This window comes from Glutamicibacter sp. (genome assembly GCF_035257265.1).
In the GTDB taxonomy this organism is placed as follows: Bacteria; Actinomycetota; Actinomycetes; order Actinomycetales; family Micrococcaceae; genus Glutamicibacter.
Map to the genome: position 1 here is coordinate 33,699 of NZ_DATEXC010000012.1, position 21,259 is coordinate 54,957.

General features: G+C 62.4%; 19 protein-coding genes and 1 riboswitch. Of the genes, 8 read left to right on the forward strand and 11 right to left on the reverse strand.

Annotated elements, in window-relative coordinates; genetic code table 11:
* Positions 1-28: 28 nt before the first annotated feature.
* Together VJ369_RS01000 and VJ369_RS01005 are read right to left on the reverse strand one after the other, a co-directional pair.
* On the reverse strand, positions 29-532 hold the full coding sequence (locus VJ369_RS01000; RefSeq protein ID WP_324090293.1) for a hypothetical protein: 504 nt from the start codon (positions 530-532) through the stop codon (positions 29-31).
* Between the two features lie 75 nt (positions 533-607).
* Positions 608-1,453 (reverse strand): GAP family protein, encoded by an 846-nt coding sequence (locus VJ369_RS01005; RefSeq protein ID WP_324090294.1) that lies wholly within the window; start codon positions 1,451-1,453, stop codon positions 608-610.
* A 109-nt stretch (positions 1,454-1,562) separates the two neighbouring features.
* On the opposite strand from VJ369_RS01005, the gene VJ369_RS01010 reads away from it, so the two are divergent.
* A complete protein-coding gene (locus VJ369_RS01010; protein ID WP_324090295.1) occupies positions 1,563-2,822 on the forward strand; it encodes a sensor histidine kinase in 1,260 nt (419 codons plus the stop codon).
* The gene (locus tag VJ369_RS01015) at positions 2,819-3,463 is read left to right on the forward strand and encodes a response regulator transcription factor (RefSeq protein WP_324090296.1); all 645 of its coding nucleotides are present in this window, start codon (positions 2,819-2,821) and stop codon (positions 3,461-3,463) included. Before VJ369_RS01010 ends, VJ369_RS01015 begins: the two co-directional genes overlap by 4 nt.
* Before the next feature lie 22 nt (positions 3,464-3,485).
* On the opposite strand, the gene VJ369_RS01020 is transcribed toward VJ369_RS01015, so the two are convergent.
* Both VJ369_RS01020 and VJ369_RS01025 read right to left on the reverse strand, forming a co-directional pair.
* Positions 3,486-3,842, reverse strand: a complete 357-nt coding sequence (locus VJ369_RS01020) for a VOC family protein (protein WP_324090297.1) — start codon at positions 3,840-3,842, stop codon at positions 3,486-3,488.
* Positions 3,843-3,991: 149 nt separating this feature from the next.
* Complete coding sequence (locus VJ369_RS01025) at positions 3,992-4,924, reverse strand: LysR substrate-binding domain-containing protein (RefSeq protein WP_324090298.1); 933 nt, start codon at positions 4,922-4,924, stop codon at positions 3,992-3,994.
* 135 nt (positions 4,925-5,059) lie between these two features.
* On the opposite strand from VJ369_RS01025, the gene VJ369_RS01030 reads away from it, so the two are divergent.
* Positions 5,060-6,460, forward strand: coding sequence for an MFS transporter (locus tag VJ369_RS01030; protein ID WP_324090299.1), 1,401 nt, complete (start codon positions 5,060-5,062; stop codon positions 6,458-6,460).
* 68 nt (positions 6,461-6,528) lie between these two features.
* On the opposite strand, the gene VJ369_RS01035 is transcribed toward VJ369_RS01030, so the two are convergent.
* Both VJ369_RS01035 and VJ369_RS01040 read right to left on the reverse strand, forming a co-directional pair.
* On the reverse strand, positions 6,529-8,781 hold the full coding sequence (locus tag VJ369_RS01035) for an FtsX-like permease family protein (protein ID WP_324090300.1): 2,253 nt from the start codon (positions 8,779-8,781) through the stop codon (positions 6,529-6,531).
* Entirely contained in the window at positions 8,781-9,578 is a 798-nt protein-coding gene (locus VJ369_RS01040; RefSeq protein ID WP_324090301.1) for an ABC transporter ATP-binding protein, read from the reverse strand. The genes VJ369_RS01035 and VJ369_RS01040 overlap by 1 nt, the downstream gene beginning before the upstream one ends.
* Before the next feature lie 347 nt (positions 9,579-9,925).
* Here VJ369_RS01040 and VJ369_RS01045 point away from each other — a divergent pair, with 347 nt between their 5' ends.
* The gene (locus VJ369_RS01045) at positions 9,926-11,083 is read left to right on the forward strand and encodes a sensor histidine kinase (RefSeq protein WP_324090302.1); all 1,158 of its coding nucleotides are present in this window, start codon (positions 9,926-9,928) and stop codon (positions 11,081-11,083) included.
* Positions 11,080-11,790, forward strand: coding sequence for a response regulator transcription factor (locus VJ369_RS01050; RefSeq protein WP_324090303.1), 711 nt, complete (start codon positions 11,080-11,082; stop codon positions 11,788-11,790). The genes VJ369_RS01045 and VJ369_RS01050 overlap by 4 nt, the downstream gene beginning before the upstream one ends.
* 122 nt (positions 11,791-11,912) lie before the next feature.
* On the opposite strand, the gene VJ369_RS01055 is transcribed toward VJ369_RS01050, so the two are convergent.
* Positions 11,913-12,779 carry a bifunctional methylenetetrahydrofolate dehydrogenase/methenyltetrahydrofolate cyclohydrolase gene (locus tag VJ369_RS01055; protein ID WP_324090304.1) on the reverse strand — a complete coding sequence of 289 codons (867 nt, stop codon included), beginning with the start codon at positions 12,777-12,779 and terminating at the stop codon, positions 11,913-11,915.
* Between the two features lie 55 nt (positions 12,780-12,834).
* Positions 12,835-12,922: riboswitch (ZMP/ZTP riboswitch) on the reverse strand.
* 201 nt (positions 12,923-13,123) lie between these two features.
* Here VJ369_RS01055 and purU point away from each other — a divergent pair.
* Genes purU through VJ369_RS01070 form a run of 3 tightly spaced genes read left to right on the forward strand, consistent with a single transcriptional unit; the run spans position 13,124 to position 15,634 of the window.
* Positions 13,124-13,969, forward strand: a complete 846-nt coding sequence (gene purU / locus VJ369_RS01060; RefSeq protein WP_324090305.1) for a formyltetrahydrofolate deformylase — start codon at positions 13,124-13,126, stop codon at positions 13,967-13,969.
* A 39-nt stretch (positions 13,970-14,008) separates the two neighbouring features.
* A complete protein-coding gene (locus VJ369_RS01065; RefSeq protein WP_324090306.1) occupies positions 14,009-14,530 on the forward strand; it encodes a gamma carbonic anhydrase family protein in 522 nt (173 codons plus the stop codon).
* A gap of 45 nt (positions 14,531-14,575) precedes the next feature.
* The gene (locus VJ369_RS01070; protein ID WP_324090307.1) at positions 14,576-15,634 is read left to right on the forward strand and encodes a Gfo/Idh/MocA family oxidoreductase; all 1,059 of its coding nucleotides are present in this window, start codon (positions 14,576-14,578) and stop codon (positions 15,632-15,634) included.
* A gap of 66 nt (positions 15,635-15,700) precedes the next feature.
* Here VJ369_RS01070 and VJ369_RS01075 read toward each other — a convergent pair whose 3' ends face one another.
* The 4 genes from VJ369_RS01075 to VJ369_RS01090 all read right to left on the reverse strand — a co-directional run bounded on the left by VJ369_RS01075 (position 15,701) and on the right by VJ369_RS01090 (position 21,228).
* Positions 15,701-16,741 (reverse strand): bile acid:sodium symporter family protein, encoded by a 1,041-nt coding sequence (locus VJ369_RS01075; protein WP_324090308.1) that lies wholly within the window; start codon positions 16,739-16,741, stop codon positions 15,701-15,703.
* 184 nt (positions 16,742-16,925) lie between these two features.
* Complete coding sequence (locus VJ369_RS01080; protein WP_324090309.1) at positions 16,926-18,626, reverse strand: HNH endonuclease signature motif containing protein; 1,701 nt, start codon at positions 18,624-18,626, stop codon at positions 16,926-16,928.
* Between the two features lie 68 nt (positions 18,627-18,694).
* Positions 18,695-19,921 carry a cystathionine gamma-synthase gene (locus tag VJ369_RS01085; protein WP_324090310.1) on the reverse strand — a complete coding sequence of 409 codons (1,227 nt, stop codon included), beginning with the start codon at positions 19,919-19,921 and terminating at the stop codon, positions 18,695-18,697.
* Positions 19,918-21,228 (reverse strand): O-acetylhomoserine aminocarboxypropyltransferase/cysteine synthase family protein, encoded by a 1,311-nt coding sequence (locus VJ369_RS01090; RefSeq protein WP_324090311.1) that lies wholly within the window; start codon positions 21,226-21,228, stop codon positions 19,918-19,920. The genes VJ369_RS01085 and VJ369_RS01090 overlap by 4 nt, the downstream gene beginning before the upstream one ends.
* Between the last annotated feature and the right edge of the window lie 31 nt (positions 21,229-21,259).

Here is a 21,259-nt window from a genome sequence, read left to right on the forward strand (position 1 = left end):
ACGTTGCGCTGCGCGGTAACAAATGTATTTAGTTCACGATTTCGCCGTCGATGGCGTCCCCGGAAGGTTTCATCATGTCGCGGGCGTTCGTCGCGGTCATCCGAATAGTTTCCAAGGCGCGGTCGATCATTTCGGCGGAGCCGGCATCGTTCTTGGCGCGCTGCTCATCGATCACCCGGGTCTGCACCTGAATGATCTTGAAGGAGTGGTCCAGCTTCATATCGCGCTGGCTGGTGCCCTCGTCGACGACGACGGTGGAGGCGCCCTGTGCACGGCCGGTGGCCGCCGCTGTCGCTTCACGCAGCGAGTTGTTGATCTTATCGGCACCGCGCTTGAGGCCGAACATCATAAATGCTGCCAGCAGCAGCCAACCGGCAGAGATCGCGACGATGAACCAGCCGACGACCTGATTGGAGTTAGCGGCGAAGACTACCGCCACCAAAAGGACGACAACCATCACGGCCATGGCCAAAGTTGATGCGTTCAGGGTAACTTTTTTGCCCTGCTTCGCGGTGCTGCCTAGAGGTTCCATACTGACAATTATCTCACCTTGTCTCACCGGTGACCAATTAGATGCGCCCGGTTCGCCCACAGCGTGCCCCGGCCACTATGAGTTCACGACCCGCTCAAACAAGGACGCCAGGTCCGATCCGCTCAGCGTGCTACGGATCAGCAGATAACCGGCGATCCCCACCACCCAGCCCAGCGTTTCCTGCGCATACCGGCCAAGTTTGGTCCCGATCCGTTGCAGCCAGGCATCGAGCCTCTCCCCGGCCAGCGCGCGCACCCCCACCAAGACCAGCGCAGGCGTGATCATCACCAGGCAGTACAGTCCTAGCGCGATGAGCTGGGTCGATTCCGCCCAGCCGGAGTTTTTCAGCACCGGCATCGCCCCCAGGTAGGGAAGCATTGTGGGTAGTTCGAGCAGCCCGGCCACCAACGCCAGCACCAGCACCCCGGTTTTACTATCCAACGCGCGGCCCAGCAGTGCGCGAAGCCTGTGCGGCACCTCCGGCTGGACCGTAGCTCCCGAATCATTCGCGCTGTGCGGCGCCCGGGCCTGCGTGATGGAGGTATCCGCGGTCGTTTGTGCCGCGGTTTTCGCCGCCGTTTTGGCTCGCGCCTTCTCCTTCTGCGCATCGGTTTGATAAGTCAGCGCCCAAATAATCATGCCGGCTCCGAGTGCCAAGCCCAGTAGCCGCAGCACCGGGCGCTGGAAAAACCCGTCGGGAAGCAGGCTGGCGCCTAAATCCCAGCCGGAGCGAAGCAGCAACCCAACGACCGCGTAGAAGATCGCCAAGATCCCCAGATAGGCGATCACCCGGGGGATCGCGCGTCGATAGTCGCGGCGCAGCAGCAACCAGATCGGAATGATCAGCGTGCCGATGGAGGTCGCATCGATCAGCGCCAAGATGAATAGTGTCAGGCCCGGAGCCTGCGTCATGAGATCCATGGTTTCCAGTGTGCTGTCCCCAGCTCGCGCTGCACATCGGGCAACGGTCCACCGGCAGTCCTACTAAAGGAGGACGCGCCGGGCACAAGCCTGAGCGCATAATTATTTGGTGAGAAGAAATTTAGCCACGTTGCTTCGGCGCTTGGGCCGCGGCGATCAGGAACCCCAAACGGCCGGGATGTACGTGGTGCTCACCGTGGTGCTTCACCTTTCGCAGTTGGTCAACCCGCCGTGGCCGATGTTTCAGCCATTGGCCGGCTGGTGGTTCCCGGTGCTCTTACTTGGCGTCGCGGCGATGTTCACCCGGCGCAAAGCCCCGACGCTCAGCGCACTGTGGATGACGTTATTCGCGCTGTTGTTGCTCGGGCAAGGCAGCATCGGCGGCTACTTCCTGCTCTTCGAAGCGGTCTTCAGCATCTACCTGCTTGCCAGCGAGCCGGTGCGACGTTGGACGCTGATCATTTTATGTGTGCTGACCCTGCTCACCGCCGGATATGTTTGGTCACTGACCAGTTCGGCCAGCGAGGCGGTGCTGGTGGTATTTGTTGCCGGATTCATCCTCTTCACCCCGATGTTGTGGGCGCAAAATGTGCGCACCGCCCAGGAACTGGCAGAGAGCGAATCGGCGCGCGCCACCGCGGTGGGTGCCGCCGCGGCGAACCGCGAAGAGCTGTTGGTCGCCGAACATCGTGCGCAGAGCGTCGAGGAGCGCACTGCCCTCGCCCGGGAGATGCACGATGTACTCTCCGCCCGGTTATCGTCCATCGCACTGCTAAGCGCGGCACTGCTGGAACGAGATTCGGTAGCCACGCAGGAAAATTTGCGTATCCCCTTGGACAGTATTCGCAGCGAATCGGTGGCCGGACTGGAAGAAATGACCGCGATGGTGCGGATGTTGCATGCCGGAAAGAGCTCGATACTGCGCGCCGATCTGAGTGGGCTAACCGAGCTGATCCAGTCTTTCCAAGCCGCCGGTCAGCACATTAGCTTGGAATCGGCCATAAACTTTGGCGCAGCGCAGGTTCCCGAAGCAATCCAGACCGCGATTTACCGCACGGTGCGTGAGTTACTCGTCAACCACGCAAAACATGCGCCAGGTACGCCGCTTACGCTGGAACTTTTCCACCGCGCCCAGGTGCTGGTGATCCGCGCACAGAATCCGTTGCTCACCACGGCATTGCCCCACACCAGCATCACCGGGGCCGGCAGTGGATTGCAGAATATTCGGGCACGTACCCAGATGTTCGACGGGTACTTTGCTTGCGGCGGCGACACTGAATTTTGGGTGCGCTGTGAATTTCCGATTAAAGCCAACGCAGTTAAACCACCGACCGAACCGACCGCGCAGGAAGTTGACGGCCACCTATGAGTTTGAAGGTTTTGATCGTGGATGACCACTCGACGGTGCGCATGGGGATCCGCATGATTCTCGAGGCGGACCCGGAGATTGAAGTTCTCGGAGAGGCCGCCGACGGGCGCCAGGCGGTGAGCATGACCCGCGCTCTGCGTCCGGCGGTGGTGTTGATGGATCTGCGCATGCCGATTCTCGACGGGGTGGCTGCCACCGAAGAAATCAGCAGCGCGCAGCTGTCGCGGGTGCTGGTCTTGACCACCTTCGACGATGACGACTACCTCTTCGGAGCCCTGCAGGCCGGGGCGCACGGTTTTCTGCTCAAAAGCTCCACGCCGACGCAGATTCTCGCCGCTGTCAAAACCGCTGCCGGCGGGAATTCGGTGCTCGATCCGGCGGTCACCGCCCGGGTCGTCGCCCAGGCGATGAGCGCGCTGACCGAGGCGGCACCGCCTGCCAGCGCGCTACCTGAGACGCTCACCGATCGGGAAATTCAGGTGCTTCGCCGCCTGGGCCAGGGGCTGAGTAATCCGCAGATCGCCGAAGACTTAGGCATTGGGGAAACCACCGTCAAAACGCATGTCTCCCGGGTGATGTCCAAACTTGGTGTCACTTCACGGTTGCAGGCGGCGAAGATCGCCTTCACCCACTGGGGCTAACTACGGAACCTGTGCTGGTTAGTTACCAACTGACCAGGCAAAAGGGGTGTTGTTGCGGGTCAAGATACACGCGAAAGGTTTCCGAGCCTTCCCCGGTGACCGTAGCCCCGAGCGCGAGTACCTGTTCCTCGGCCAGATCCAGATCGTTAACCTTCACGTCCACATGGGCTTGCGCCGGGGAAATATGCCCGGGCCACTGTGGAGAAACATACGGGGTGACCGCTTGAAAAGCGAGCGCCGGTCGATCCGGTGCATCGCCGATACTCACCCAGTCGGGTTGATCATCGAGCCGAATCATGCCGAGCAGTTGCTCGTAAAATGTTGCCAACGCGCTGGGATCTTCACAGTCGATGACCATCGCCTGCCATATGCCAATCATGTCCTTAGCCCCTTCGGTATGTAGCTCCTACGGCGTGCTTCGGTTCACTTCCCATTATGCCCAGCACGGCTGCTGGGCGATAGTCCCCTTCAGCGCAGCACCCATGGTTCTCCGCGCGAGGTGATCGGGTATCGGCGGAGCAGAGACCTCTAGTGACCCGGAGATTTCTCGCGCCACGAATCGTTCATCGTGGTAATAGCGAAGTCGATCAGCGCCAGCACACGCGCCGAAAGCTGTGCCTTCCCCGGCCAAATGGCCACCACCGCACTGGGGTAATTGGGTTGGCTGAGCCGGCGAATGGCCAGCTTGCGCCCTTCGAGGGAGATTTCGGCGTTATTTGGGCGCGACATCAGCAGGCCATAACCCAACCCGCGTCCGACCATCGCGTTGACCAGGATCATTTGCGGGACCGACGCGGTGATTTTCGGGACCAGCCCTTGGGCGGCGAACAGCTGCATCGTGTACTCGGTGGATGGGACGGATTCGTACATGATCAGCGGTTCGTCGACCAGGTCGGTCAGCTCCACGGGGCGTTGCAGCTGCGCCAGCGGATGCTCCGGGTGCAGCACTACCTGCATTTCGGTTTCGTAGATGACCTGTTTGTTCAGTTCGAGCGGCAGCAGCAGGTCGTAGACGAATGCAATATCAAGTTCCCCGGAGTTCAGCGCCGGAATGAGCTCCTCGTGCGTGCCGACCCGGACGCTGACATCCAGATTCGGGTGTAACTGCGGAAACCCCTCAAGCAGCGCCGGAATGACATGCGGGGAAAGCGAGGCGAAGCAGCCAAAGCGCACCGGACCGCGCAGCTGCCCGTCCTGATGCGGGAAGGTGGCCTGCAGTTCGCCGACCTGGGCAATAATTTTCCGCGCCATCAACGAGAAGTACTCCCCGGAGGCGGTCATCGTGATGCCATGGGCCTTGCGCCGCAGGCACAGCGGTTCCCGGGCGATCTTTTCGATCGCGGTAATCGACTGCGACAAGGCCGATTCTGAAATATTCAGCTCGCTTGCCGCGGACCCCAGGGTTGTATGATCGGGCAATTCGGCCATGATTTCCAGATGCCGCAGCGTAAACTTCGACATACTTTTAAGCTCACCTTCAGTTGTTCTGTAGAACTTTGAAGTTTACCTTAGGTATGTGCGGTGCGACACTGGTGAGTGACTTACCACTCACGCAGTATCGGCCGTGGGGGCCGCGACGGCTCAGCGAGGAGCATCATGGGAAACACCGCAGCAACAGCAGGGCGGAGCGCCAAGTCCAATCAACGACGCGTCGCTTTTGCCACCATCATCGGCACCACCGTTGAATGGTACGACTTCTTCATTTACGCGACCGCCGCGGGCCTGGTTTTCAGCCACCTGTTCTTCGAACCGGCCGGCAAGGACATCGCGCTGCTGATCTCCTTCGCTTCCGTGGGTTTGTCCTTCCTCTTCCGCCCGCTGGGCGCATTCCTCGCAGGTCACTACGGCGATAAGATCGGCCGCCGCGCAATGCTGGTGCTGACCTTGAGCCTGATGGGCGCCGCGACGATGCTCATCGGCGTGCTGCCGACCTACGAGACCGCCGGCATCTGGGCACCAATCCTCTTGCTGCTGCTGCGCATCGTGCAGGGCATTTCCGCAGGTGGCGAATGGGGCGGCGCGGTACTGATGGCCGTGGAACACGCGCCAGATACGCACCGCGGACGTGCCGGTTCCTACCCGCAGATCGGTGTGCCGCTGGGCATGCTGCTCGCTTCGGGAACCATGGCGCTGATGACCGGTGTCATCTCACCGGGTGAAGAATTTGTGCAGTGGGGTTGGCGTGTACCGTTCCTCGCCTCGATCGTGCTGATCGCTATCGGTTACTTTGTGCGCCGTGCAGTTGACGAGTCCCCGGTCTTCGAGGAAATCGCCGAGCAGAAGGCCCAGACCAAGGTCCCGGTTGTGGAACTGTTCCGCAAGCACTGGCGCCTGGTTCTGGTGGCCGCACTGGTCTTCGCTGGCAACAACGCTGCCGGCTACATGACGACCGGTGGATTCTTCCAGTCCTACACCACGAACCCCGACGGTCCGATCGGACTTGAACGTACCGACGTGCTGCTCGCGGTGGTCTTCGGCGCAGCGATCTGGCTCATCTTCACGATGGTCGCCGGCGTGCTGGCCGATATGCTGGGCCGTGTGCGCACCTACCAGGTGGGCTTCGTGATTCTGGGCCTGTCGCTCTTCCCGGTTTTTGCACTGGTCAACTCCGGTTCATTGGGCCTGCTCTACCTGGCCTTCGGAATCTTCGGCATCGGACTGGGCCTGACTTACGGCGCACAGTCCGCGCTCTACTCTGAAATGTTCCCCGCCTCGGTCCGCTTCTCCGGGGTGTCGATCTCCTACGCGATCGGTGCAATCGTCGGCGGCGCCTTCGCCCCAACCATCGCTCAGGCGCTGGTGCAGGCTACCGGCGGCACCAACGCAGTAGCCGTGTACCTGCTGATCGTCGTGGCGATCTCGCTGACCGCGGTCAGCCTGATCCGTGACCGCAAGGGCATCGACCTGTCCTTCCGCAACCAGGCCGAACAGGAAGTAGGTGCGCTCATCTTTGACAAGCGCACCGCGGATCCAGCGAAGAAGCTGGCCAAGCACTAAGCAGCACCTATCGCAGCACCCCGGCAAGAGCTACCTTGCCGGGGTGTTGGCGTCGGTGCACGGCAGTTCTACTCCACCGAAAGCGCCGCTTCCGCAGGCCGTCCGCGGGTCACTCTGAATGCCGGGATGAGCATGGAGCCCAGGATCAGCGCCGTGGTCAGAACCACCAGCGCAAGGTAACTCCAAGGCGAGCCGGCCGGTATCACGGAGCCCAAGCGCTCCATATTGACCGGCACGACAATGATCGCGGCGGCCATGGTGCCGATCGCGATGCCGCTGATCGATACGATGCATCCCTCCAGCCAGACCATCTGCAGCACCTGCTTGCGGGTCGCTCCCGCCAGACGCTGCACGCCGAATTCACGGCGGCGCACGATCATACTCGAGGCCAGTGTATTGATGACCGTGATCGCGGCATAGCCGGCAACCATCAGAACCATCATGTAAAGTGCGAAGTTCGCCGTCTGCTTCTGGGCGTCATATTCGGCCAGCAAGACGTCCTTTCCGGAAATTTCCATGCCTGGGTGCCCTGCGGCCCACTGGTTTAGGCTCTGCATCAGCTGCTCGGTGGAACTGCCTTCGGGAGCCGAAACCAGCACCTGCGTAGCAAACCCGGTGGTGGTGTGCGAGGCCAGTGTTTCAGCAGGAAGCAGCAAGCTGTCATAACCTTCCGGCGCGGTGAACAAGCCAGCAACTTCCAGCTCCACGGAGCTGTTGTCGCCCATTCGAAGCGTGATGTGATCGCCGGGGCTCACCTCCAGGCGCTGCGCGTGCCGCTCCTCAATGGCGATGCGGTTTCCGTGGAAATCCCCCAAGGCCCCGGAACTGATGGTGGCAGCGGTGAGGGTGCCAGCGCCCCGGGCACTGACACCGACCAGGTTCCATCCTTCATGAGGGGGAGACGCGTCCTGTGGATGTTCGATGAACCCGGTGCTTTCAACGTATTCCGATGCGGCTGCAACGCCGGGCAGCGCATTAATCTGTGCCAGTTCGCCCGCATCGAAGCCATCCTCCGAGCCCACCACCGCATCGGCCACCACAGTGCTGGCAAAGGTCTGGCGGTCGGCCGCATCGTTGGCCGACTGCAGATAGAGCAAGCCAGCGGACACCCCGGTCAGCAAGATGACGGGGGCCATGACCGCAGCCATCCGCCCGCTGCTGCCTCGCGCATTAAGCACCGCAAGCTGGCCGGTCACACCGCCCATAGCAAGGGCCGGCCACTGCACGGCGAAGGTGCTCAGCTTGGCCAGAATCGGCGACAGCAGGGCGAATCCCACAGACAGCAGGAGCACTGCCGGTGCCCCGGTGGCCGCCATCAGCGGACCACTCATGGCCAGCACGGTCACCAGGCTCATCGCAATGCCGGCGGCAAGTACGCCTGCGCCCAAGAACAATTGCCCCTTAGATCCACGAATGTTGTGCACCGACGCCTCGGCCAGGGCCTGAGTGGGCTTGATGCTGGCCGCCCGACGACCGGAGCTGAGCGCCCCAGCCACAGCGGAGCCAAGAGCAATCACCATGGCGCTGACGGTCGGAACCCATCCTTGATGAAAGATCAGGCCTTCGGCGGCGATCCCTTCGCTGGACAGCAGGTTGAACATGGCCCTGCCCAGAAGTTGGCCAGGGGCTACGGCCAGCGCGGTGGCAATGATGGACAGCAGCAGCGTCTCCCGGAACACCAAGGAACGGATCTGTTCCGGTGTTCCCCCGATGGCACGCAGCAACGCCAAATCACGTTGACGCTGGGTGATCGACAGTGCCAGCATGGAGCTCACACCGAAGATGGAAACCAGCAACGCAAAGGCCGTGAAGACTCCGGCCAAGGCCATCACCGTGGTGCCGCTGGCCTTGGCTTGGCCATGTTCGGCTTGACCGCGTTCCTCTCCGATCAGGGTGACTGCGGAGTCATCCAATTCAGCGTTAATGCGTTCACGCAGCGCACCCAGATCTGCTCCGGGCTCCACCTCCACGCTCAGCGCATCAATTTTTCCGGCGGGTGCTGAATTTTCGAAGACGTGACTGCGGACTTGTTCCACCCCGGGCAACGCTTGGATAGCGGCCTGCAGCTCCGCGTCGATCCTGACCCGTTCGGGCAAGATCGGCGGTTCATCTGGGTCGCCACCCGAACCGTGATATTCCTGATTTCCGGCCACGACAAGGTCCGCGGATTCCAGTTGCCCGGGTACCACCGCCGTGCGAATGCCCGTCTCAATTAATCCTCCGCACGCCATGAGGATGGCGGCGGCGAAAAACATGGCCAGAAAGGCCGCGGCAAAAGTTCCTGCTCGAAAGCGCAGGGTACGCAAGGCAAGCTGCAGCATCAGTTCTTCCCTCCACCGCTGGAAAGGGAGTGCGCCAGATTCCCGGAAGCGTCGGCATCGCCCAGATGGGTCAGTCTTTCGGCCACGGCTTCGGGGGTCGGGTCCTGCAGTTCTCCGGCCAGTTGCCCATCGGCCAGGAACAAGACACGATCCGCATAGGAAGCCGCAACAGGATCATGGGTCACCATGATGATGGTCCGGCCCATAACCCTGGCCGATTGCTGAAGCAACGCCAGGATTTCCCGTGCGCTACGGGTATCCAAGGCACCTGTGGGTTCGTCGGCGAAGATCACCGCCGGTTCGCTGATCAGCGCCCGGGCAATGGCAACCCGTTGTTGCTGCCCGCCGGAGAGTTCTGCGGGCCGGTGGTTTTTGCGCTGTCCGAGCCCCACCTTGTTAAGCACGTCCAGCAGCTGCTGCCTGCTGGGTTTCCTGCCGGCCAGCCGGAGCGGGAGGGCCGCATTCTGCTGCACGGTGAGTACCGGGAGCAGATTGTAGGACTGGAAGACGAAGCCTATCCGTTCACGGCGCAGCTTAGTCAGATCGGTCTCGGTCAGCTCATTAATTTTTTGCTGTTCAAGGTACACCGTCCCGGAACTGGGCAGATCCAGTCCCGCCGCGCATTGCAAGAAGGTGCTCTTGCCCGAGCCCGAAGGCCCCATCAGCGCGGTGAACGACCCCTTGGCAAATTGTGCTGTGACATTGCGCAGCGCAACAACCTCACGTTCTCCCCTGCCGTAGACCTTGCTGACAGATTCCAGCCGTACGGTGCCGGCATCCTTGTTTAAGCTGTTCACGATGAACTTCCATCCCCTTCTGCGATGCGGCTTCCTGCCGTATCTCTACAGTTATCCAGCATTCCAGCGGGCAGGATTCGGCACATCGTGCGCATCTATCAAGTTGTGCCTAGTGCGTGTTGAGCACCAGCTCAGTTATCTAGTGCATCTGCACTAATTACTGGTCAAGAGGCCACGCAGCGAGGGCATCGCACGAACCGGTGGTGTAGCCTCGCCTCATGCTCCCTCGGAAAAACACCGCTGATTCGCTCCCGGGGAATGTTCCACCCTCGGTCCCGAATCGCCTTGTCCCGGAACAATCCCAGGATTCTTCTTCCAATACCGCTTTGCGGGAAGCAGCCGTTGCCTTGACGACGTTTTTTCTCTGTCTGCTCGGTGGCATCTTCCACGCCGATGATACGGTCGGTGCACCGGGTGCCTTGGCCTATGTGGTGGCCGCACTATCTGCGGCGTTGGTCTTGGCCCGGCACAGGATCCCGGTCATTGCGTTGGCAGCGGCCACCGTGTGTGCGCTGCTCGTGACGCCGCTGGGACTATTGCCGACCCCGCTGATCATTGCGCCGGTCATTGTCATTTCCTACGCGATGACCAGCCGAAGTGAACGAGCTTCCAGCTGGCTGCTGATCTTCACCGCGGTGGTGCTCATCATCGGACCGATGCTGTTCTTCGGGGGCGTTATCTCCTGGGAGGACTCCAGCCGTTTGGGAACGGTCGCGGCCGCCCCGCTGATGGCCGGAGTGCTGGGCCGTTCTACCCGGCATCGCCGCGCCTATCTGGATTCCATCCAGGAAAGAGCCCGCAGGGCCGAGGAAACCCGCGATTCCGAAGCACGCAGGAAAGTCGCCGAGGAGCGGCTGCGCATTGCCCGCGAGCTGCATGACCTGGTGGCGCATCAGGTCACGCTGGCTAATGCCCAGGCCGCCGTGGCCGAACGCTTATTCGACACTCAACCGGACAAGGCGCGCAGCACTCTGCGAGACCTACTACAGACCACGCGAAATGCTTTGGATGAATTGCGTGCCGCGGTCGGACTGCTCCGCCAGCAAGACGACGAAAGCCAGGCACCCGAGCCCGCACCGGGAATCGCGCAGCTGTCCAATTTATTCGGCTCGTTCACCCAGATTGGCTTGGCCGTCGAACTGCGTTCGGAAGGCAGCGACCGGGTCCTGCCGCCGGCGGTGGATCTCACCGCCTACCGCGTCGTGCAAGAGGCCCTGACCAATACCGCAAAGCATTCCACTGCCAAAACCGCTCAGGTGCAGTTGGCGTGGGAAGCGAAGTGGCTGACAATCAAAATCATCGATCCGGGCCCGGCCAGGCGCACAGACCCGCAACGTTCTTCCGGCTACGGATTGCTCGGCATGGGTGAGCGTTCCAGTGCGGTCGGAGGAGAATTTTCCACCCAGCGGCCTGCCTCAGGAGGTTTTGCCGTGACCGTGCGTTTGCCATTGCATATTGCAGATAATCCGGACCGGATTCAACCCACCACACGAAACGGGCAATGATGAAACCAGAGCCTTCGACCCTCGTCAGGGTCCTCATTGCCGATGATCAGGCGCTGCTGCGAGCCGCTTTCAAGACGCTGCTGGAAACGGCTGTTGATGTGCAGGTTGTCGGCGAGGCCGGCACTGGGACGAAGGCCGTGCGCCTGGCCCAGACGCTGCGCCCCGATGTGGTGCTCATGGATATCCGCATGCCCGAGCTGGACGGGTTGCGTGCCACCGCCGAGATCTGCGCAGATCCCGCACTAGCTGCTTGCCGTGTCTTGATCCTGACCACTTATGAAACTGACGAATACGTCGCCGAAGGCCTGCGCAGCGGTGCCAGCGGGTTCATCGGCAAGGGCATCGACGCCGACGGGCTGATCGAGGCGGTACGCACGATTGCCCGGGGCGACACCTTGCTTTCGCCAGCCGCGACCCGTTCTTTGGTGGAACGTTTTCTCGCGGCTCCCCGCACTGATCCAGGGCGGCAACCCGCGCAGCTTGCCGAGCTGACCCCGCGGGAACGGGAGATGGTAGCTTTAGCCGCCACTGGCCTGTCAAACATCGAAATCGCCGATCGGATGTACCTGAGCCCGTTCACCGTACGCGCCCACGTACAACGCGCCATGACGAAGCTGAATGCCAGAGATCGCGCGCAGCTGGTGGTGATCGCTTACCAGTCTGGTTTAGTGGACAATCCTGGCGGAAACGCTCCGGGAAATACCTAGACTCCGGCGCCGGTGCCGCGTAGGCAGTTCAGCGGACGGCTTTAGTGCACAAACCCGTGCAGCCATGGTCCATCGGGACGGGAATGGCGGCACGGGCTCAGTAGCGCTGCTGCGGGCTCAGCTTAGTTCGCCGCGTTGCGCTCGGCTGCCTCGACCACGTTGTTCAGCAGCATTGCGCGCGTCATCGGGCCCACGCCGCCGGGGTTCGGGGAAATCCATGAGGCAACGTCGGCAGCGGCCGGATCCACGTCACCGGTCACCTTGCCGTCCACGCGGGAAACTCCCACATCCAGTACGATGGCGCCGGGCTTGATGGCGTCGGCCTTGATGATATGCGGCACGCCCGCGGCGGCGATGACCACGTCGGCCTGGGCAAGCAGCTGCGGCAAGTTAGTGGTACCGGTGTGCGCCAAGGTGACGGTTGCGTTCACGTCGCGGCGGGTGAGCAGCAGCCCCACCGGGCGTCCGATGGTCACCCCGCGGCCCAGCACGAGCACATGCTTGCCGTTCAGGTCGATACCGTGGCGCGAGACCAGTTCGGCGCAGCCCAGCGGGGTGCACGGCAGCGGCGAGGTCATCGGACGGTTGACATTCGCGACCAGCCGGCCCAGATTCATCGGGTGCAGGCCGTCGGCGTCCTTGGCCGGGTCCATCGCTTCAAGAATGGCATCGGTATCGATGTGCTTTGGCAGGGGCAGCTGCACGATATAGCCGGTGCAGTCCGGGTTTTCGTTCAGCTTGCGCACCTGGGCAAGCAGCTCGTCCTGGGTGGTTTCCTCGGGCAGATCCACGCGGATCGATTCGATCCCGACCTCGGCGCAGTCCTTATGCTTGCCGCCGACGTACCACTTCGAGCCGGGGTCATCGCCCACAAGGATCGTTCCCAATCCGGTGCGGTGGCCCTGCTCCTTGAGCTTAGCGACGCGCTGAGTCAGCTCCGCCTTGATCGTCGCTGCGGTCGCCTTGCCGTCGAGAATGCGTGCGCTCATGCTGTTCCTTCCGTGGTGGCCCGCGCAGAAAATGGCAGGCTCACGATGCTGATCGGTTCCAGACCCAGGCGCGCGGTCCGTATTCAGTGCAGGTTGCTCGCTCCCCGGTGGTTCTCCACCTCACGCCAGTCACGATGCTTCTTTTCACAAGTCTAACCAAGATCACCAGATGCGCACCGGTGAATGAAGCAGGAAAAATGTGATTTCTCCCCGGCCGGTCTGAGCCTTGACCGGCGGCACCAGCCGCGGATGCCAGCCAGTCTGGGCTCGTGCCCACCGCGAACGGAGAAAACAGAACCCGCACCGATTCGGCGTCCGATGCCCGCGCAGGTTAACCTCGAACCATGAGTAACCAGTACATCGTGACCCTTTCCTGTATTGACCGACCGGGCATCGTGCATGCTATTTCCGGCGGGCTGCTGGGTGCTGGTTGCAATATCACCGAATCCCAGCAGTATGAGTCCCCGGATTCGAACACCTTTTTTATGCGCATCGAGGTGGCCACCGAACAGTCGCTGGCCCAGGTGCGTGCCGCCTTGGCTCCCATTCGTGAAGAATTTGTGATGTCACTGCGGGTCGATGATGCCGCTAAACGCACCCGCACCATGATCATGTGCTCCAAGGCCGGGCATGCGCTCAACGACCTGCTCTTTGCCCAGCGTGCCGGGAATCTGCCCATTGAGGTGCCGGTGATCGTGTCCAACCACCTGGATTTGAAGCCGATGGCAGACTTTTACGGGGTCGACTTTGTGCACCTGCCGGTGACCGCGGCCAATAAGTCCCAGGCCGAGGCGGAGCTGCTGGCTCTGGCCGATTCCTACGATATCGAATTGGTGGTGCTGGCGCGCTACATGCAGATCCTTTCCGACGCGTTGTGCGAGCGAATGTCCGGTCGGGTCATCAACATCCACCACTCCTTCCTGCCCTCCTTCAAGGGTGCTAAGCCATACCACCAGGCTCATGCCCGCGGGGTGAAGCTGATCGGCGCGACCGCGCACTATGTGACCGCGGATTTGGACGAAGGCCCGATCATCGATCAGGAAGTCACCTCGGTCACCCACGCGCGCACCCCGCAACAGCTGGTGACCTTGGGACGCAGTGTGGAGGGGCGCACGCTGTCCCGCGCGGTGCAGTGGCATGCCGAGCACCGGGTCATGCTCGACGGGCAGCGCACCATCGTCTTCTCCTAGCTTTCGTTCACGGTGGCGGGGGTTCGATAGGATGGTGCCATGGCTCACATAATCACTCTTGACGGCGCGACCCCTACCGTGGGCGCCGATGTTTTCCTTGCCCCGACCGCGGCGCTCAGCGCCGATGTGAAACTTGGCGACCGAGCGAGCGCCTTCTACGGCGTTTCGGTGCGTGGCGATTCCGCTCCGATTCGAGTCGGATCGGGCACCAACTTGCAAGACAATGTGGTGCTGCACGCCGACAAGGGATTCCCCTGCACCATCGGCAACGGGGTATCGGTAGGACATAGTGCGGTGGTGCACGGCGCCACCGTGGGCGATGGCTGCCTGGTCGGAATGAGCGCCACCATCATGAACGGTGCGGTCATCGGCGAAAAATCGTTGGTTGCCGCCGGTGCGCTAGTACTCGAAGGGACACAGGTTCCGCCGCGCTCGCTGGTGGCCGGAGTGCCGGCGAAGGTGCGCCGCGAACTGAGTGACGAGGAAGTGCGCAGCCTGAACGTCAATGCCGAACACTATCTGGTGCTTGCCGCCAAACATTTGGCCGCCAACGCTTCCTAGCATTGACGCTCATTTCCCCACCGCTAGCCAAAGGATCGTACCCACGTGAACTCCCATATTCCCACGCCTCCCGTCGCCCAGCCGGGAGCTGCACCCTCCAGTACTGCTACCGGGCGGAGCCTGAATTGGGGAGTGGTGTCCACCGGGCGGATCGTCTCCAAGGTTCTGGCAGACCTGCAGGCTTTGGAAGATGCAAATGTCTGCGCGGTATCCTCGCGTGATGCGGTGAAGGCGCGCGTCTTTGCCGATGCGCATGGCATCGATCGGGCCTACGGTTCTTATCAGGATCTGCTGGCAGATAGCGAGGTCGAAGTCGTCTATATTGCGACCCCGCATGGGCAGCATTTTGAAATAGCGATGGCCGCGCTGGCCGCCGGAAAGCATGTGGTGTGCGAGAAGTCGCTGACCATCAACGCCGCCGAAGCTCGCACGCTTGTCAACTTTGCCGGAGAACGCTCACTGTTCCTGATGGAAGCGCTCTGGGCACGGTTCACCCCGGTCTTCGCGCGGGCGCTGGCGATCATCGAATCCGGCGAACTGGGTGAGATCAGCTGGGTGCAAGCGGACCTTGGATTCCGCGCCGACTACGATCCAGCGTCCCGGCTCTTTGACTCGAACGCCGGTGGAGGGGCACTGCTGGATTTAGCGGTTTACCCGCTGACGTGGGCTATCGGTGCGCTGGGATTCCCGGATTCGGTGCAAGCGGTGGCGCAGCTGAACCACGACGGGGTCGATACGCAGACCGCGATCAACCTGGGTTATGCCGCCGGAACCCACGCGCAACTCATGGTAACGCTGAACGGAGCCGCACCGCAGCAGGCACGCGTGGTCGGCTCGGCCGGATGGCTCGCTACCAATGCGCCACTGCATAACGCCAGCAAGCTGTTCATTCACCCGGCGTCCGGGCCAGCCCGGGTTGAAGAGTTCGCTGCGGTGGGTGAAAATTACGGGTACGAATTCCGTGAGGCGACGCGCTGCATTCAGCAGGGTCTCACCGAGTCCCCCACAATGCCCTGGAGCGACTCGGTCAAAACCATGGAGCTCTTCGATACGATCCGTGAGTCCGTGGGAGTCCGTTACCCGAACGACCTGATCACAAAATAACCTTACGCCGAGCTGACTAGCGCCGGCCCCCACGAGTGGGGGCCGGCGCTAGTTGTATGTTCTCAGCTACCTTGCCGGTTGCTGCTCCGCTGCAAGACGCTGCGCCTGCTTGGCGCTGCTGCGGCGCCAATATGCTGCGATGAGCGCGCCGGAGAGGTTGTGCCAGACGGAGAACACCGCACCGGGAAGTGCCGCCTCGGGGGTGAAAAATTGCTTAGCCAGTCCGGAGGCGAGGCCCGAGTTCTGCATACCGACCTCGATGGCCATGGTGCGTCGGCTGGCGATCGGCTGTTTGAACAGTTTTGCGGTGCCATAGCCTAGGGCGATACCGCCGGCGTTATGCAAGATGACCGCGAGCAGAATCAGCAGTCCAGCGCTGAAAATGGCCGCAGAGCTGCCGGCCACCACGATGATGACTACGCCGGTGATCGCGATGACCGATACCCACGGAAGGGCCGGGAGAACCGCGTTGACCAGGCGCGGAATGACCGCGCGCAATACCAACCCGAGCACTACCGGGATGAGCACGATCTGCACGATGGACAGGGCCATGGTGCCAGCGTCCACCGGCAGGTACTGCCCGGCCAGCCAGAGGGTGAGCAGTGGGGTGAAGATTGGCGCCAGCAGCGTGGAGATCGAGGTCATCGTGACCGACAGTGCGACATCCCCCTTGGCCAGATAGGTAACGACGTTCGACGCGGTGCCGCCCGGGGCGCAACCGACCAGAATCACGCCGGCAGCCAGGGCGGGGTCCAGCTGAAGCAGGATCGAAATGGCCAGACCCAGCAGCGGCATGATCACGTATTGCGCGATCACCCCGAGGATCACCGGCAGTGGCTTACGCACCACGAGGGCGAAGTCCGGCCAGGTGAGCGTGAGCCCCATGCCGAACATGATCAGCATCAGCAACGGGTTGATCAACTTCGAGAAACCGGCGAAGGTCTCGGGGGTGAGCAGGGCGATGGCGCCGCCGGCTAGCACCAGGAGCGGGAAGAGGGTGACGGCAACTTTGGCGCTGCGTTCCTCCCCGGCCGATTCGGTTTTTCCGTGTGTTTGGGGTGATTGGGAGGATTCGGGTACTGAGTGAACAGGACGATCAGGAGACATGGGTCAATTTTGACAAACTGATCACCTATACGCCAATTGTGACGGCAAAACGATCAAACTTACCGCGTTCAGCCTGTTAGTATCCGCATGATTTTTTGGACTTCGTCACCGGCAAGGCCCTAAAGACCGGGAGAGCCGCGCGCTTCGGGCCGCTCACCCGTGGCGGTTCAAAATGATCGAAGGTTTAGGGGTCGACTATTTCCACGTCGAGCTTCCCCGCACGCCACAGCCTGGTCATGGAATCGGCCAAGTTGTTAGCCGCCAACGCCTCATCGGGTGTCAGGAAAAATGTGTTCACCCGCAGCCGCTGCTGGGGATCGAGCTCCTTCGAAAGCAACACCATCGGACGGCACCCTGGAATTTTTACCGCGTGGAACAAGCCGCAGTGCCGTTCAATATGATGCACCGGGCAGCCCAGGTCCGCGGAGCAGATGTCGGTATTGCCACCCTTTTCCCACGCATCCAAATGATCCAGCTCGCAGCTTTCGGCAGGCATACTGCACCCCGGATATGAACAGCCCCGGTAGGCGGCACGGATCGCACGCCCCTGCGCCTTGGTGTACAACCTTTGAATCCGGCCCAAATCCAGCGGAAGACTCCTGCCGTTAAGCACCAATGGATACACTCCCGCGTTGCATAACGCCGCGCGCGTCTCACCCGCCGATAAGGCAAAGCCGGAGGAGGTCACCGCGAAGTCTTTGCCGCGTTCGAGCATCTTCTCGTAATCCATGATGATGCTCACCTGCGCGGTGGCAAGCCCGGGTTGCTTCCCCGGCGAACCCCCTGATCCGGTGCGGTCAACCATCAGCAACGCCATGAACCCGATCAGATGTCTACGCTCGGGGCTCAGATTTTCCCATGGCGGATTCAATTGCGCGGGTGGCACGGTGCCGGCCGCCGGTTCTGCGGTGGGTGATGGCAGCTCTGCGTCGCAGGTCTCGTCGGTTTGTGTGTTTTCCTCGGTCTGCATGGTCTCATCCCTTGCCCAGTCAGGCATGCAGTGGACATCATCCCATTGACTGGTTGGCTCTCCGGTCAGCTCCGAATCCAGATCGCGGAGCGCGTCGCGATTTCCGGCGATCGTCTTCGGGTTATTCAGCTGCTGCAGGAATGCCTCGATCACCGAAGCCTGGGAGGGCAGTACGCGGAGCAGGTATTCCACCAGTCCGTTGCGGGTGCCGACCTTAAAGAAGCCGATTTCCGCCAGCAGCGCCTTCATCTGCCGGGTTCCGGACTTGACCTCGGCCACCAGCTCCGACAGATGTTTCCGTGCGGTCTCCGGCTCGTTTTTGATGAAGTGAACCGCGTCGGACTGCAGTTTGGTCTTCGCCGCTTCGCGCACGTGGTCCTGACCCAGGTCATTGCGCACGGCATGGATCTTCTTGGAAGCGGCCACCACCAGCCGGGGGTCTGTGTTCGCGTCGCTAAATTCCCGGGCGAGTGCAGGCAGCCAAGGTCCGGTGATCTGGCCGGCATCGTTGACCCCGGCGACGAGGCAATCGGCCTGTACCAAACGCTCCCGCGCGGTGGACAACGGGATGCGCAACCAGCCATGCAAGAAGTCCGCGGTGTGCTTAAAGTGAGTGCGTCCGCGGGTGGTGCGTCCCGCCGCGGCGGACAGTTCCTGCGCTGAGGGGTCAGACCCCGCGTCGCTGATCGCCTGCAGAGATTCTTGGTCGAGTTTGTGCGCACCGGTGCGGCGTGCGGCCTCGGCGGCATAAATCTGCGCGCGGGTGAGCTGTTGCCCGAGGTGTTCGGTAAGCATCGCGAAGCAGGCGGCGTGCCCGGCCGGTAGATCGGGCGCGGCGAGCGCTGCCGTGGCTGAGGCGACCAGCTTGGCCGCGTCGGCCAGCTGCCTCAAGGCTTCGTTCATGGATGCTGTCATGAAAACAGCATGGTGCCATTGCCCGGTGTCCGGCTGACGCTGCTGACGCTGCTGACGAATGTGGATAACTACGCCGAAGCCATGGCGGAGCGTGGCAGGTTCCCGGTGGCGGACGATGTGGTGGAGGAAGTGGCGCAGCCGGCGGCGGCCAGCCCCGCGGTGAGATCGGCGATGAGATCCGCGGGCTCTTCGATGCCCACGGAGAGGCGGACCAGATCGGCCGGAATCTGCTGGGCCGTGCCAATGGTAGAGGCGTGGGTCATCTCCCGCGGATAGCAAACCAGTGATTCCACCCCGCCCAGGGAGACCGACAGCTGGAAATATTCCATGGATTGGGCCAACGTGCGCGCGGCGTGCTCCCCGCCGGCCAGCTGCAGCGAAATGATGCCGCCAAAACCCGATTGCTGGGTGGCGGCCAACCGGTGGCCGCGGTGGGATCCGAGCCCCGGATAGTAGACGCGGGAGACCTCGGGCCTGGCTTGCAGCCAATGGGCCAGCTCCAGCGCGGTGGCGCAGTGCCGTTCCATGCGCAGCCCCAGTGTTTTCAGTCCGCGGGCGGCCAGGTAACAATCTTGCGGGCCGGCCACCGCACCGCCGGCAAACTGCTGGTAACCCACCGCTTCGGCCAGCGATTGGCCGCGGTGCAGGTAGTCGGCCACAATCACCGCGCCGCCGAGCACGTCGGAGTGCCCGCCGATGTATTTGGTGGTGGAGTGGATGACCGCGTGGGCGCCGAAGTCAAGCGGGCGCTGCAGGTACGGGGTGGCGAAGGTGTTGTCCACCACCAGCAGCGCCCCGTGCTCGCGGGCCAAGCTGGCCAAAGCACTGAGATCGGCGATCTTCAACAACGGATTGGATGGGGTTTCCACCCAAATCAGCGCGGTATCGGGACGCAGGGCCGCGGCGGCCGCGGTCAGGTCGGTCAGCTCCACGGTGGACGCGCTGATTCCCCATTTGCGGTGCAGATTGTTGACCAGCCGGTGGGTGCCGCCGTATCCGTCGGAGCCTAAGATGATGTGGTCTCCCGGGGCGAGCACCGCCCGCAGCAGCGCATCCTCGGCGGCGATTCCGGAGGCGAAAGCGAACCCGGCGGCCCCGCGTTCCAGCGCGTTCAGTTGTTCTTCGAAGCCATTGCGGGTGGGGTTGGATCCGCGCGAGTATTCATGTCCGGCGCGCAGCACGTTGATGCCGTCCTGGATGAAGGTGCTGGTCTGGTAGATCGGTGGGATGACCGCGCCGGTGGCCGGATCTTTATGCTGTCCGGCGTGCACGGCAAGGGTATTAAAGCCGCTCATGAGAAAACTCCTTGGGTCAGTTCCGAAGGCGCGGCGATCGCGCTATCCAGTGCGCGGGTGAGATCGGCGATGAGGTCCGCGGGGTCTTCGAGCCCGACCGACAGGCGCAGCACGGCGGCGTTTAATCCGGCGGCGGCCAGTTGCGCGGCCGAGAGCCGGCAGTGGGTCATGGTGGCGGGGTGGGCAATCATCGAACGTGTGTCGCCGATGTTCGCGGCCAGGGCGATCAGTTCCAGCGCATCGATCACCGCGGAGACCGACGCCTCGTCGGCCAGCTCAATGGCCAGTACACAGCCGGTGCCCCGAGGCGCCAGCCGCCCGGCGAGCGCATAGCTTTGATGGGTGGGCAGTGAGGGGTGGTGGATAGCCTTGACTCCCGGGTGGGCGCTCAAAGCTTTGATGATCACCTGCACGCTCTGGCCGACGTGGGCGGAGCGGACGGCCAGGGTTTCAATACCGCTGAGTATCGCTTGCGCGCTGGCCGGAGCAAGGGCCGGCCCTAGATCGTGCAGGAATTTGGAGCGCACCAGCATCGTGTAGGCGCCCGGGCCCTGACGGTCCAGCAGACAGGCACCGTTCAGCCGGTCCCGCGGTGCGGCGAGCTGCGGCCAGCGGGTGGCGTCGGTGAAGTCAAAGCGGCCGGAGTCCACGATGAGTCCCCCCAGTACCGCACCGTGTCCGGCCAGTGCCTTGGTGGCAGAGTGCACCACGATGTCCGCGCCGAATTCCAGCGGCTTAAAGTTGACCGGGGTGGCCAGCGTATTGTCTACCACCACCGGGATGTTGTGCCGGTGGGCAATGGCCGCGATGGCTGGCAGATCGGCGACGGTGCACAGCGGATTGGAGACCGATTCGAGGAAGAAGGCCCGGGTCTCAGGTTCGATGGCCGCTTCCCAGCCGGCTAAGTCGCCCTGGTCCACGAAGGAGACGCGAATGCCGAAGTCGGCGAAGGTGTCGGTGAGCAGATCCACGGTCCCGCCATAGAGCGAGGCAGAGGCGACAATATGCTTGGCTCCCTGGGTCAGGGCCAGCAGGGACAGGGCCACGGCGGATTGCCCGGTGGCCGTGGCGACCGCGTGCGCGCCACCCTCTAAGGTGGCAACCCGTTGCTCCAGGATGGAGACTGTCGGGTTGCCGGTGCGTGAGTAGGTGAAGCCAGCCTGGCGCAACGCGAACTTCTCGATCGCCTCGGCATGCGAGGCGAACTGGTAGGCCGCGCAATTATGCAGCGGTGGCAGCATCGGCCGGAACTCTCCGCTCGGACTGTACCCTGCGTGAACTGCGTCGGTTCCTTGGTGCTGCGCCATGGCTGGCTCCTTTACTGTGTTGTTGATGCCC